Consider the following 13589-nt stretch of genomic DNA (forward strand, 5'->3'; position numbering starts at 1 on the left):
CAAACAATCCGGTTTCATAGGTTAACAAGATTCAAAATTCCGACGCGGCAGCATCTGCTGTTATCCCGATGTGTGATAGCAGGTCAATACCGATACACAGTGAAGCGTTAGGCGGCATGGCATTTCGCAACCCAAACTAGCCAGCCGTTGTCAGGGTCATCACGCGTTGTTGAGCCTGAGTGGCTGACGAGGTATCGGGATAGTCCCGGATAATCTCGCGGTAGATACGCGCCGCAGCCGGTCGATTTCCGGCTTCCTCAAGCTGTCTCCCAGCCTGCCAAAGAGACTCCGCTGACAAATCGTACATCGCACTATACGCAATCGAAACCCTCATAAATTCCAGAATGCTCCGATCACTCGCGCCATGTTTAGCCAAAGCTCGAGCCAAGACAAAATGCGGCCCACCACGCAACTCGAACGGCATCTGTTGCAACGCACGAGGCCACTCGTGAAGCACAATGTCTTTGCGAGTGGTCACCAGTTGAGTTCTCCACAGCTGTGCATTCGCCAGCTGCTGTACACGTGAATCCCGCGATCTTTTCAATCCTTCCAATACGCGAATCGCTGCCGACCGCTTCGACGTTGACAATAACCAACTGGCGGCCATCAATTTTGCGACGGGCTGGGGGTCATCAAGCCACTTCGTCGCTTCTGTGGTCGCTTCACGATCAGGCTGCCAGGGTCGCCAAACGAGAGGAATGGCATCAAAATGCAACGTGCGTTGATCCTCCTTATAAAGAATCAGGAACATCGACCCGGCCGCACGGCGATTACCGAGATTGTTGTGACAGCGAATAATCTGAGCCAAGATTTCTCGCTTTAGCCAATTCCTTTCCTCTCGTCGAATCGCCTTTTGATAGGCGGAAAGGGCTGCTTTGTAGTTGCGTTCACCGAATCGAGCATCGGCTTGCGAATGCTCTGGTAACTGTTCGGACTCAACGCGTACAACACGCGCTCTTGGAATTTCAATTTCACGACCTTGTCGGGTCTGCATTTTCAAGGAGTCGGCATCGAAGCGAATGACTTCGCCCAAACGCGAAACCGGACGCTGCTGCCTGTCAAGCAAGATCACCCGATCCTCTGCCTGAACAGCTGCAACGGCCCACAACATCAAGCCAATCGTCAAGGCGCGCTTCATCCACACCGATGGCCTTTGACGGCGAACTTTAAAACAAGAGATTTTTGGGAGACTCGCCATAAGCCGGTTATTGATCTGGAAGTCTGCGTACGTCGACGTACACATGCTGGCCCGCATTTTCCTTGGCGAGCCTGACAAGAAAATTGTTCGAATCATGCTGAGGCCCGTACCCAAATTCGATCGTGTTGATCGTTACCCCCCGATTCAACGAACGAATCCGTTGCAATTCGCCTTCGCTCAATCGCGGTTCATCCGCGTCGGTGAGAAAGAAGATCACATCCGGCTTCATCCCCAGGGCCAAACGCAATGCATCCAAATGTCGCGTTCCTCCCGTCGCATTGATGCCATAAACGAAATCCGTCGCCTCCTGCTTCGCGCTTTCAGTCCCAAAAACCAATCGGGGGGTGCCAACATTCGGTTGAAAGACCTTGGGACGCTCGTTGTAAAAGATTATTTGAAACTGACACGTATCATGCATTCCCTGCAAGCTGTTGATCAACTCTCGTTTTGCGGACGCGAGAGGACGCCCTCCATAACCTTCCATGCTACCTGAGCGATCAAATACGTACAGAAACTTGGTCCCCGTGCCGGTCACGCCAAACACCGAGGTACTGACCTTCCCTGACAAACGATCTTGGGCTGCTGAACGCGAGCCGGCATCCCCCAAATCAGGAAGCGTAAGCGCTCCGGCTCCCACACTCAACTCGGGCTCCGCCGGCAACACGTCCGATAAATCCACGGCCAATTCCGCCTCAGCGGGTAAAGCTTCTTCTGGCTGAAAAACGGGCGACTGCTCTGAAGCCTCCACTTCTTGAGCCTCTTCTGAAGTGAGATATTCCCGATCGCCGCTTGACTCCTTGACCAACGCAACCCCCACTGTTCGCTCCGACTCTCCCTGCGGTTGCTGGGGAGTAAACTGAAGGATCAGGACCAGAACGACAAAAAGACAAGTGTGGGTCAAAAGCGACAGACCCCAAGCGGGAAATCGTCGACCGCCGGTTGCGGTGGGCGGATGAATCGGATTTTCGGCAGATTCCCTGGCCGGCATAGCTTCCTCAAACACGAAGTCAGTAAAGAACTTACATCAAATTCAATTCTAGGACTCACCCCGCCAGGGGTCAACGGAATCAGGCAATTGAGCCTCTTCACCGCGCGGGCATCGGCAGTTCAATGATCGGTAATTCGCCGGAAAGAGAAGCGGACTGTTGCCCCCTCCCCTCTCGTTCGTGGACAGCTCACCGATATAATTCGACTCCACTGCGTCGGTTGATTACGTCATCAAAGGTCAAAGCATTACGTAGATAGACGCTTTCCCCTCTTTTTTCTTGCCATCAATTTCTGCGGAGGCCACTCGGTTGAAGATCGTCACGTTTCCTCATCCGACATTGCGTCACGAATCGCGAGCTATTCGACGGGTCGATGCCGGCTTGCGCGATATGATCACCCAGATGTTCGAATTAATGTACGAAGCCAACGGCATTGGCTTGGCAGCCAACCAAGTCGACCTGCCATTACGGTTTTTCATATGCAATTTGGCCGCGAAGGCAGGCGAAGGCGAGGAGTTGGTGTTCCTGAATCCATTGGTAAGCAAACCCAAGGGTTCGACCGAACGAGAAGAAGGCTGCCTCAGTCTGCCGGGCGTCTACGCACCGGTGATTCGCCCCGAACGTATCCGACTGCAGGCGTACCAATTGGATGGCCAAGAGATCGACGTGGAACTCGAAGGGCTAATGGCCCGCGTCGTTCAGCACGAGGTGGATCATTTGGATGGCGTGATGTTCACCGATCGACTAAGTGCCACGCACGAGATGAATATCACACCCTTACTCGAAGAGTTCCAATTGGCTTTTGAAAGCGGGAGAAAGTCGGGAGAAATACGGCCTGATGAGGAAATCGCGGCAAGGTTGACACAGCTGGAAGAACAGTACGGCGAGCCCAAATGAGCGGTCAACACCACTGCCGGACGAGGAGATAGTCGATGCGAATCCTAATGATGGGCACAGGCGGTTTCGCCATTCCGACATTCAAAGCGTTGCTTGAATCCGAGCACGAAGTGGTAGGATTAGTGACGCGACCACCGCGACCAATTCACGGACGTCGTGCATCGACGCCCTCCTCCAATCCGATGCGTGATCTGGCCGAGGAGCGTGGGCTGGCTGTGACGATGCCTGCTTCGATTAATGATGCCTCAGCGGTCGCGGAGCTTGCTGAACAGGCGATCGATTTACACATCGTTTGTGACTATGGCCAAATCCTATCAAACGCAGCACTTGCCACCGCTCGGTTGGGTGGCATCAACCTCCACGCTTCTTTGCTACCCAAGTACCGCGGAGCAGCGCCGATCAATTGGGCGATCTACGAGGGTGAACCAATCACAGGGGTGACGGTGATCCACATGACAGTCAAGTTGGACGCAGGGCCCAACTTGGTCCAACTCCAAACTGATATCGGCGAGACTGAAGATGCCATCGATCTAGAAGCCCGCTTAGCGGAAACAGGTGTTTCCGCCGTGCTGGCTGCGATCGGACAATTGGGCAACTGGAACGGGCAAAGCTCAATCGGCGAAATCCAAGATCCCCAGCAAGCCACCAAAGCTCCTCGCCTCAAGAAAAAAGATGGCCGTGTCGACTGGTCACGCACGGCCGACGAGATTTTCAACCAAGTTCGTGCCTTCCGCCCCTGGCCTGGAACCTACACGGAGTGGCAAACGGGAAAAAAAACCATGCGACTAGCCCTGAATGAAGTCGAAGTTGCGGCACCAATCGATCTGGAAGCAGCTCCTGGGCAAATCGGCTTTATCGATCGATCGCAAACCGTCGTCGCCTGCGGAAAAGGTGGTCTTCGGCTGATCCAAGTCCAACCGGCGGGCAAAAAACCGATGCCAGTCGCCGATTTTCTCAGAGGCTCTCGACTGACCGTCGGAGACTCAATCGGTTGATCAAGCGGCGAATCGTCAACGAACCCACCCAGAATCCCCCTCGTCGATCACCGATCGTAAATGGTAAGATATGGGCCCGGGTTTTACGGGCAACCGCCGCCAAAAGAGCGAAGAAGCAGCGCGGGCGGGTCGGTTGGTAAGCTTCGAGAGCGTTCTACAACTTCTTGATGGATTCTGAGCCAGATTTGCCATGACGAAGCGTCTGTATATTGAAACCGTTGGCTGCCAGATGAATATGCTGGACAGTGAGTTAGTCGTGGCAAGCCTGCGAAATCGCGGCTATGAATTAACCCAATCTCCAGACCAGGCCACTGCCATTCTGTTTAACACCTGCAGCGTCCGCCAACGGGCGGAAGACAAAGTCTACAGTGCTCTGGGAAGACTGAGGCGACTTAAGCAGGAACATCCCGGCAAAATTATCGGTGTCCTGGGATGTATGGCTCAAAAAGACCAAAAGCTCATTTTCCAACGTGCGCCCTTCGTCGATGTTATCGTCGGCCCGGGACAATTACATCAGGTTCCGGATTTAATTGAGGAGGTTGAAGCGGGTAAGGGACGTCAGATTGAAGTCAGCTTAGGTCGCCGCGATGGATCGACCCAGCAAATCAAGCGGAGCCACGAGAGTTTTGATCCTTTACGGGATTCCGAGATGCGATCTTCCCCGTATCAGGCCTATGTCCGAATTCAAATCGGCTGCGACAAATTCTGCACCTACTGCATCGTTCCCATGGTTCGAGGTCCCGAGCAAGGACGCCCACCAGCACAGATTATCGAAGAGGCCAAAGCTTTGGCGGACCAGGGGTGCATGGAAATCACACTGCTGGGTCAAACGGTCAACAGCTACAAGCATGTCGAAGGCGGTCAGACTACACGACTCTCCGATCTGCTCTATCAATTACATGACATTTCAGGCATCGATCGCATCAAATTCGTGACAAGTTACCCCAAGGACATGGGTTACGAACTCCTGCAAGCCGTACGTGATCTGCCGAAATGCTCGCCCTATCTTCATGTACCGGCTCAGAGTGGCTCCAATTCAGTGCTCGACCGCATGAAGCGAGGCTACACGGTCGAGGATTATCGGGAGATGATGGGCCGAATCCGAGAGACCATTCCCAACGCAGCCGTATCGAGCGACTTTATTGTTGGCTTTTGCGGTGAGACCGACGAGGATTTCCAGAAAACAGTCGAACTAGTCGAAGAATGTCGCTTCAAGAACAGCTTCATCTTTAAATACAGCGAGCGTCCTGGCACCAAAGGTGCTGAACACCTTCCGGATGATGTTCCACTCAGCGTCAAAAAAGAAAGAAACAATCAACTGCTCAAAGTCCAGAATACGATCAGTGAAGAAGAGAACCAAAAGTTCGTAGGGCAAGATGTCGATGTACTGGTCGAAGGACTCAGCAAAGCAGCCGAGGAGGCAGCGGCAAAAAGTGATCAACCGGCTCACGTCGTCCAGATGATGGGACGGACCCATTGCGATCGCATCGTAGTGTTCGAGGGAAATCGTCGTCAGGCGGGACAGATCCTGCCCGTTTCCATCTATGAGGTCGGCCCCCACACCTTGTTCGGCCAAGTCGTGACCGACTGTGTTGGACCCGACGTTTACTCCCTTCAAATGTAATGCCGAGCGTTATTTTTTAGCGAGAAATGCGATGCCCAAAGCTGTCTGGAACGGCGAAACAATTGCCGAATCGAAAGAGACAATTGTTGTCGAGGGAACTCATTACTTCCCGCGAAACACAATTCGAGAAAAATGCTTTCTCGAGAGTCCCACGACCACGGACTGCCCCTGGAAAGGTACCGCCAATTACTACCATATTGAGGTGGACGGTCAGACCAACGCCGACGCAGCTTGGTACTATGCGGAGCCCAAATCAGAGGTGAGTCACATCCAGAATCACATTGCCTTTTGGAAAGGCGTCGAGGTCCGATAACAACGGAAGCACGAACTAGCCGATTGAGCCCGGGGAGGAACGATCCAGTATCTGGCTGCCCTTAGTCGCCGGCAGGACTTGGCGGAGTCTGCAGGTAGGATGGCCCAATCGGTTTCGACGACGCAGAGCCCCCCTATGGACGTACAACAACTTGCTCCATTCTTGGAGAATCCGAAATCCGCTACCGAATGGCTCCGGTCTCTTGGAGTGATCGATGTCGAACGGGGGCACACGAATCTGCGTGAAATCGCTCGCCTCGACCCGGGCCTGAATCTCTTATCCCACGTTTGCGAGCGACTGGAAGAATTACTGCCGATCAGCAGTGACCCTGACTTGGCGTTGAATACGTTGGATCGATTCATCGCAAGCGTGCGAAGTCCTCTGGCATTGCTAACCTTGTTCGAGCAAGACCCTACAGCGTTGGCCACCCTGTTGCAACTTTTCGCGAGCAGTCGATTCCTTGGCGATGTCCTGGTCAACGACCCCGAATCATTTGAATTACTGCGGATCACCGAAGGTCAGCCGGCCAGTCGCCAACATTTGGTCGACGAACTGAAGTCCGAAATTGACACGCTGCAAGACCGTCGCATGGCGCTGACCGCCTTGCGACGACACAAGCGCCGCGAGACTCTTCGAATCGCCTACGGAGACCTGGTACGCCAACAACGACTGCCGATTGTCACCCAGCAGATCGCCTATTTGGCAGACGCCCTCTGCGAGTCGGCCTTGTCATTCGCTGAAAATCTCCTGAAGGCCAAATGGGGTACGCCTCGTAACAAAGACGGCACGCCCGCGAAGTTTGCCGTCATCTCGATGGGCAAATTAGGAGGTGTCGAACTGAATTACTCAAGCGACATTGACCTAATTTTCATCTTCGATGGCGACGGAAAAACAGACGGATCAAAACAAGTATCGAATACCGAATTCTACGATCGGCTAGCGCAAGATTTCACCAAGTTGCTCACGGAAAATACGGAATTAGGGAGCGTCTACCGGGTTGATTTACGGCTCCGACCACACGGCAAACGAGGGCCCTTGGTCAACCGCCGAGACACCGCATTGCACTATTACGACGTGATGGGCCGAACCTGGGAAAGACAGGCGTTCGTCAAAGCTCGGCCAACCGCGGGTGATTTAGAGTTGGGCAAAACATTTCTTAAGTCACTCGAGCCTTGGATCTATCGACGTTACTTGAATCGAGCGGATATTACCGGAGTCAAAGCGCTCAAACGGAGGATTGAACATCGGACTCGGCAAGAAGGAACCGACAATCGAAATATCAAGACAGGTCGAGGTGGAATTCGCGACATCGAATTTGTCATCCAATTTCTTCAACTTCTAAACGCGGGTGACCTTACCAAGTTGCGAACCGGGAACACCTTGGAAGCGATCACCCAATTAGCACAGGCTGAATGCCTGACATTGGAGGAGCGCACGATCCTGGAACGCAACTACACGTTTCTCCGTAAATTAGAACACTTGCTACAAATCATGCTCGATGTTCAGACTCACACGTTACCCGAGTCTGACACGGAACTCGCAAAACTTGCCATTCGCATGGGCTATACCAGCGAGAATCCAACTTACCTGGAAGACTTCAAACGCGAGTATCAACATTGCACCGAATCCAATCGCAAGATTCTCGATCACCTCCTACACGATGCGTTTGCCGACGATTCCGATACCGAACCCGAAGTCGATCTGGTACTTGACCCGGAGCCGCTGGCTGAGTTTATCGAACAGACCCTGAGTCGCTATGGATTCCGGGACGTCCAAGCGGCCTACAACAACTTGGTCGAATTATCCGTCGAACGGATCCGCTTTCTCTCGACCCGACGCTGCCGTCACTTTCTGGCCGCCATCGCCCCAGCATTACTGAAAGCGATCGGAAAGACGCCTGACCCGGATGGAGCACTACTCAATCTGTGCCAGGTAAGCGACTCGCTGGGCGGCAAGGGTGTGCTGTGGGAATTGTTTAGCTTTAGTCCACCATCGCTGCAGCTTTACGTGCGTTTGTGCGCAACGGCACCTTACCTATCAGCCATTTTGACGAGTAATCCTGGCATGTTGGACGAGTTGATGGACTCGCTGATGATGAACAAGCTCGCCAACCCAAAAACGCTGCAGGATGATCTCATCGATCGCTGTCGTAACGCAGAAGACATCGAACCGATCCTCCACAGCTTCAAGAACGCTCAACATTTAAATGCGGGGGTTCGCGACATTCTCGGGAAAGAGGATATTCGCAACACAACTGCTTTTTTGGCGGATGTTGCCGAAGTGTGTTTACATCAAATCGCCAATCTGGAATTCGACGCCTTACGTAGACGGTTTGGCGAACCGTGGCTCCAAGCCCAAGATCGGCCTTGCAGCCTAGTCATACTCGGCATGGGTAAGATTGGTGGTCGCGAGCCCAACTACCACAGCGACTTGGACGTTGTCTTTCTTTATGAAGGGGAAGGCACGACCCGGCCCTTGCCCAATGAACGCGGCAACAGCACATCCAACCAACATTTCTTTAGCCAACTAGCACAGCGAATCACCAAACAAGTCAATCGTCTCGGCACCTATGGTCGACTGTACGAATTGGATGCAAGACTTCGCCCAAGTGGCAAGAGCGGAGCTTTGGCGGTATCATTCAACGCCTTCGAACGATATTTCACCGAAGGTCGGGGACAACTCTGGGAACGACAAGCGCTCTGCCGAGCCCGCCCGCTGTACGGAACGGATGAAGCACGAGCATCGACTTTGAAGCTCGTCAACCACATCGTGACTCAGCCGGCTTGGCAGGATGACTTTGCCGATCAAATCTTTGAAATGCGACGTCGCATGGAAGAAACAGCTTCTGCTCGCAACTTGAAGCGAAGCCCGGGTGGTATTGTTGACATCGAGTTTTTGGCGCAAATGCTGCAAATGAAATTCGCAGTTGAGTCACCCAACGTCATGCAGCCTGGCACGATCGAAGCACTGACTGAACTCAAACAGGCTGGCCACCTAGACGTGCAAACGGCCGAAGAGCTCTGCGACGCTTACCGGTTTCTCAGGAGTGTCGAAGCTCGCTTACGACTCATGAATACCACCGCACGTCATGACCTGCCAGACGACAAAGCCGAGTTGGACAAACTGGCTTATCTGTTCGGAGCCAGCAGTGGAAAAGTCCTCGCGCAACAAAGCCGCGAGTGCATGCAAAAAAACAGAGCATGCTTTAATCGGCTATTCTCCAACCACAAAATGTAAGAGCGGATCTCCAACCAAGTGACGCGGCAAGCGATCTGACTCAGCCTGCTGGCGATCACTCGATGTCAATGACTCGCTCGTAGGACTCAGCGGGGACAACGAAAACCTTGCCATCGCCGATTCGTCCTGTCCTGGCAATCTGCAGGATCTTCCGCACGATCTCGTCAACACGAGACTCGTCCACCCACATACTGATCTCGACCTTGGGAAGAAAGGCCTGGGAGAATTCACTGTCGTCGTACTGGTCCAGATAGCTCTTTTGCCGACCAAAGCCTTTGACCTCGCGAATCACAAGTGCCTCAAGCGGTGCTCGCTTCAATCCTTCGAGCACCTTCTCCGCAAGAAACGGCTTAATGATGGCAATGACTTGCTTCACGGCTAACTAAAAAAGTTCTCGCCGAACATGTTGACCTGCGGCTTCGTTTCGACGACCACGTCACCCTCGACCTTCGTCATGCAGGCTAAGCGCATCGTTTCTTCGTTTCCGAGATAGGCCAAACAGGGCATGGGATCTGGAATCGGTAAATACTTGAACTTCATCTGCTCGCGAACCGTCATCGGGCTGGTGTTTTCCATCCCTTCGGTGATATTGACTCGGCAGGTCCCGCAGAGCCCAAAACCACGGCAGTTAAGATACTTAGAAACGGCGTGAGAAAAGTTGTCAATTCCTTCACTCACCCCGCTGACGGCACAATTCAGATTGATGCCCGCCTTAACGGCCTCGGCACGCAAGTTTGCCCCCTGAGGAACTTCAATCTCTTTCTTTTCTTTGACAAACTTGATTACTGGCATGAAAGCTTCCTGTGGTCAAGTGGCGACCGGATCGATCTGTCACCACAAATTCCAAATAATTCTCATCTTGGCAGCGATAGAATCTACCATGTAAAACTCTAAGCGGAAACCACAAATCAAGGTCTGGCCGACTGCGGACTGGCCGTGTCGGCCAGCCGGCTTACGACCGCTGGCGAGATTCGCAGCCCCGGCCCGACCGTCCCTTTCGTCGACGAAAACCCGATCAAATCCATGGCTAACTATTCCAAACACCAACAACGAATTATCAAAAATTATTACAACAATCGCGACGCGATCGCCCTGCAGCGAGTTCAAGAACTTGTTACCGAACTCTACCTGGCCGAAGGCAAGAAGCGGGAAAAGTACTGGCAGACTTTATCGAAAAATCTCGAGAAACTGGGGGTCAAACCGGCCCAAATCAAGCATTTGGTCGAACAGGATAATCCGGAATTGGTCGCGAATCTGGTTAAGAGTTTAATGTCGGAAAAGGATTAATTCCATCTCCGAGGCCGGGAACCGGGAGGATCTATCCGGGCGGCCATTTCATCTGGCGGGAGCCCAACAGATGGAAATGCAAGTGAGGAACTTCCTGCCCACCCTCGTCGCCACAATTGACCACCACCCGGTAGCCAGCTTGCAGACCAAGATCTCGAGCCACGTTTCGGATCACAATCCAAAGGTGGCCTAATAGTGCCTGATCTTCGTCATCGACGGCATCCACCGACGCAATCTCTTTTCTCGGGATCACCAGAACGTGGATTGGGGCTTGAGGGTTGATATCACGAAAGGCCAAACATTGGTCATCCTGATAGACGATATCCGCCGGAATCTCGCCATCGATAATGCGTTTAAAGATCGTCTTTTCGGTCATGGTGGTCGTCACTCCGAATGATTGAAGTCACCGGTCATTTTGTTTCGAATTTGACCCGAAATCTTATTTTCCAGGACAATTGCTTCGTCTCGCAGTAGCTGCGGTACTTCATCCTGGATCGAATAGCCATAACTGAAATCTGCATTGACGAGCATGCCATCCAGCCTTCGCATCAGGCAGCGTCCCAGCAAATCAAAGATTTTTCGCTCCTCGATCATCTGATTCAGTTGGGCACAGATCTCAACGTCGACCGGACGCAATGGGCTAGAGGTGTGCAAACAGCGCAGCTGAGATAGAAGAGTTGGCGAAACCATACGATCGATTCTACTGTTTTTGCTGGCAAATCGGAAAGCCTGGCAAATCGGGCAACAGTGGGCTGCAAGAGTTCGAAATCTGCAATTTCGTGGTCGAGAGTAGTCGCCTCTGGAGGGAACAAAAAAACGCCATGATTCTCACGGCGTTCGACCTGATTTCCGATTTGGGATCAGCTCCCTCATAATTACGAGCCGTTTGCCGCCTCGGAAGGTGCTTCCGCTGGCTTCCGACGGCGACGAGTTCGTCGCTCCGGCGGCTGAGCAATCCATTCTTTTGTGAGAGCTTCAAATACATCTGGAGATTCGTATCGGACAACATTTTTGCCTTCTGACATGGGGCCGATCAGACCTCGAAACACGGGCAAGCCACGCAGCCCTAGATCCGTACTACAGTCATCCACCCCGACCTGAGTGTGCAGTCGTAACAGGCTGTCGGTGGAGACGTAATCTTTGACCCGTAGTTGCCCATTGGTGCCGTGAGTGACCACTCGATATGTGTCTTTCTTCATGTTTGGTTTGGCTCCTCGACCCACTACTTCACTTCTAATTCCCCGCTCGGCACCCCGCCGCTTGTCCCATGATCGGCTTGGCAGCCTGAGAAAAACAATAGAAAACCCCGGAGATAGCACATGACCGACAGCCCAGAGAACCTGCACATCAGTTGTGTTGCCGACGGGCGTCACGAAGCGAGATAAAATGAGGCAAATGCGATCGGACGACCCTCTTTTTCGGCGTCGACCGAACAGTCGTCACGACCACACACCAGGCCGGAGGGCCCTTGAAGCCGATCGACTCCCCTGATTTACAGCCTGACATTGACAGGGAGCGATTTCTGCGAAAATCGAGCGTACGCATCGTCAAAGTTTTCCTCACCGGCTCAAGAGGTCTCTTGCCACATTTCGGCGAAAGCTATAAGCTCGGACCTGCGAGGAGGGTAAGCGAATGGTGAGCAGGCTGATTCGAAATCAGTTGCCGTTTATACGGTTGCGGGTTCGAGTCCCGTGCCCTCCGCTCTAAAAGCTCGGGAATTCCCGAGCTTTTTCTGTTATGGGACTCAGCACCCAAACGGGCCGATTCGGCATCGATCGAATAAAGCGGCTTATTCCCACCGCGGGAAAACTTGACGAACCAATCATCACCCACTTTGGCTGATTCCTCGTCCTGCCATCTCCAACGACCGAGCTCTCGTGAGGGAGTGGGCCCAAACGACACTTCCAGCTCCGAAAAACATGTCGTTTTGGGATCCGCATCAACGGCTACAACTTACCCGACAATTGGATTTGCAAGAGAGTTTCGCCACCGGGCTTTGCTGGAAAGACTTGCCCCAAGCAGCTTCCCTCACACATCAAGCTACCTTTTGTATTGGAAAGACCATTATCCTGCCCTATCGAATGGATTTCCAGTAGAAGCAGTCCACCTGGAAGCGAATGAGAGCTCCTTCCAAATGTCCGCTGCAAAACACTCGCCGAGAATATTCACCGAGGAAGTAAGCGGGTGTGCTTCAGCTTCGAGAGGCCTCCTCGCACAAACAGGTAGGGCTTGCTGTATTCTGGAATGATTGGCTTCTCGCGGGATGATTTGCCCGCCCTCACATCACACCATTCGAGTGCACTCACGATACGTTGGATTTCACGATCGTTTTTGATACCAACAGAGTTTTCGATCTGCGCTTCGTCAATTTCTTCAGCGTAGATTTGACGATGGGTTGATTGTTTGGGATCCGCAGCTTGACGTTCTATAAACGTCTTTGCTGCGTCGAAACACGGATTTCCCTCATCATAAAGATGAATCTTGGTAGATGCATTTCCGCCAAGATTGTGATGTTCTTTGTTCCAGAACTCGGCTTTCCGAGGAGAATTATCGATCCCGGCCATGTTGCACAAGGCATCCAAGACCTGCGGAGACTGCGCAAATTCCGCATGATTCAACGACACAAAATCTTGCACGAGGGAAAAGTAAAAGCGGTGATACTGAGTCCATTCTCGCTTCCAACTTTCGAGCTGCCCGCGTTTATTGAATGAATGAGCGGAGGCAAATGGGTGTTTCCAGATCAATACGTTTAACGTCCGCCATCCACGTTTTCTGGCGACCGCATTCATTCGGTGAATCCAGAAAGGATTCTTGCTGGAATCGGTGATGAAAGATAGTCGATCATCTTGATCAAAAATCACATCGTAAACATCCTGCTGATGCCGTGCGGCAACAGTCTTCCAAAACTGGCATCCGGGCTGTGTACAACCTTTGAATTCAAAACCAACATACGGCCGAAGACTCGAGCGAATTCAGCAAGCAGCGTGTCGATATCATCGATTGCATCGCGACCCTATTTTGCATCAATGACGGATCACGAGGCTGACCGGAC

Annotated in this window: 14 protein-coding genes and 1 tRNA gene; 7 read left to right on the forward strand and 8 right to left on the reverse strand. The window is 52.6% G+C overall.

Annotated elements, in window-relative coordinates:
* Positions 1 to 136: 136 nt before the first annotated feature.
* The gene (locus P8N76_08890; protein MDG2381778.1) at positions 137 to 1138 is read right to left on the reverse strand and encodes a hypothetical protein; all 1002 of its coding nucleotides are present in this window, start codon (positions 1136 to 1138) and stop codon (positions 137 to 139) included.
* Between the two features lie 67 nt (positions 1139 to 1205).
* Positions 1206 to 2186: a hypothetical protein gene (locus tag P8N76_08895; GenBank protein ID MDG2381779.1), complete on the reverse strand. Its 981-nt coding sequence runs from the start codon at positions 2184 to 2186 to the stop codon at positions 1206 to 1208.
* Between the two features lie 307 nt (positions 2187 to 2493).
* Here P8N76_08895 and def point away from each other — a divergent pair, with 307 nt between their 5' ends.
* The 5 genes from def (at position 2494) to glnE (ending at position 9250) form a co-directional block, all read left to right on the forward strand.
* Positions 2494 to 3081, forward strand: coding sequence for a peptide deformylase (gene def / locus P8N76_08900; protein MDG2381780.1), 588 nt, complete (start codon positions 2494 to 2496; stop codon positions 3079 to 3081).
* A gap of 35 nt (positions 3082 to 3116) precedes the next feature.
* Positions 3117 to 4076 (forward strand): methionyl-tRNA formyltransferase, encoded by a 960-nt coding sequence (gene fmt / locus P8N76_08905; GenBank protein MDG2381781.1) that lies wholly within the window; start codon positions 3117 to 3119, stop codon positions 4074 to 4076.
* Between the two features lie 190 nt (positions 4077 to 4266).
* On the forward strand, positions 4267 to 5700 hold the full coding sequence (gene miaB, locus P8N76_08910) for a tRNA (N6-isopentenyl adenosine(37)-C2)-methylthiotransferase MiaB (protein MDG2381782.1): 1434 nt from the start codon (positions 4267 to 4269) through the stop codon (positions 5698 to 5700).
* Between the two features lie 31 nt (positions 5701 to 5731).
* Entirely contained in the window at positions 5732 to 6013 is a 282-nt protein-coding gene (locus P8N76_08915; GenBank protein MDG2381783.1) for a DUF427 domain-containing protein, read from the forward strand.
* 135 nt (positions 6014 to 6148) lie between these two features.
* Complete coding sequence (gene glnE / locus P8N76_08920) at positions 6149 to 9250, forward strand: bifunctional [glutamate--ammonia ligase]-adenylyl-L-tyrosine phosphorylase/[glutamate--ammonia-ligase] adenylyltransferase (GenBank protein ID MDG2381784.1); 3102 nt, start codon at positions 6149 to 6151, stop codon at positions 9248 to 9250.
* Positions 9251 to 9305: 55 nt separating this feature from the next.
* Here glnE and P8N76_08925 read toward each other — a convergent pair whose 3' ends face one another.
* Entirely contained in the window at positions 9306 to 9626 is a 321-nt protein-coding gene (locus P8N76_08925) for a P-II family nitrogen regulator (GenBank protein ID MDG2381785.1), read from the reverse strand.
* Between the two features lie 2 nt (positions 9627 to 9628).
* A complete protein-coding gene (locus tag P8N76_08930; GenBank protein MDG2381786.1) occupies positions 9629 to 10042 on the reverse strand; it encodes a 2Fe-2S iron-sulfur cluster-binding protein in 414 nt (137 codons plus the stop codon).
* Between the two features lie 231 nt (positions 10043 to 10273).
* Here P8N76_08930 and P8N76_08935 point away from each other — a divergent pair, with 231 nt between their 5' ends.
* Entirely contained in the window at positions 10274 to 10537 is a 264-nt protein-coding gene (locus tag P8N76_08935) for a hypothetical protein (GenBank protein MDG2381787.1), read from the forward strand.
* Positions 10538 to 10568: 31 nt separating this feature from the next.
* On the opposite strand, the gene P8N76_08940 is transcribed toward P8N76_08935, so the two are convergent.
* The 3 genes from P8N76_08940 to P8N76_08950 form a co-directional block, all read right to left on the reverse strand.
* Entirely contained in the window at positions 10569 to 10913 is a 345-nt protein-coding gene (locus tag P8N76_08940) for a histidine triad nucleotide-binding protein (GenBank protein ID MDG2381788.1), read from the reverse strand.
* Between the two features lie 8 nt (positions 10914 to 10921).
* Complete coding sequence (locus P8N76_08945) at positions 10922 to 11227, reverse strand: hypothetical protein (protein MDG2381789.1); 306 nt, start codon at positions 11225 to 11227, stop codon at positions 10922 to 10924.
* Positions 11228 to 11412: 185 nt separating this feature from the next.
* On the reverse strand, positions 11413 to 11736 hold the full coding sequence (locus P8N76_08950) for a hypothetical protein (protein MDG2381790.1): 324 nt from the start codon (positions 11734 to 11736) through the stop codon (positions 11413 to 11415).
* A 420-nt stretch (positions 11737 to 12156) separates the two neighbouring features.
* Between P8N76_08950 and P8N76_08955 the strand changes: the two genes are divergently transcribed.
* Positions 12157 to 12238, forward strand: a tRNA-Ser gene (locus tag P8N76_08955).
* Between the two features lie 464 nt (positions 12239 to 12702).
* Here P8N76_08955 and P8N76_08960 read toward each other — a convergent pair.
* Positions 12703 to 13398: a hypothetical protein gene (locus P8N76_08960; protein ID MDG2381791.1), complete on the reverse strand. Its 696-nt coding sequence runs from the start codon at positions 13396 to 13398 to the stop codon at positions 12703 to 12705.
* Positions 13399 to 13589 lie beyond the last annotated feature (191 nt).

It is taken from the genome of Pirellulaceae bacterium (assembly GCA_029243025.1).
Classification (GTDB): Bacteria; Planctomycetota; Planctomycetia; order Pirellulales; family Pirellulaceae.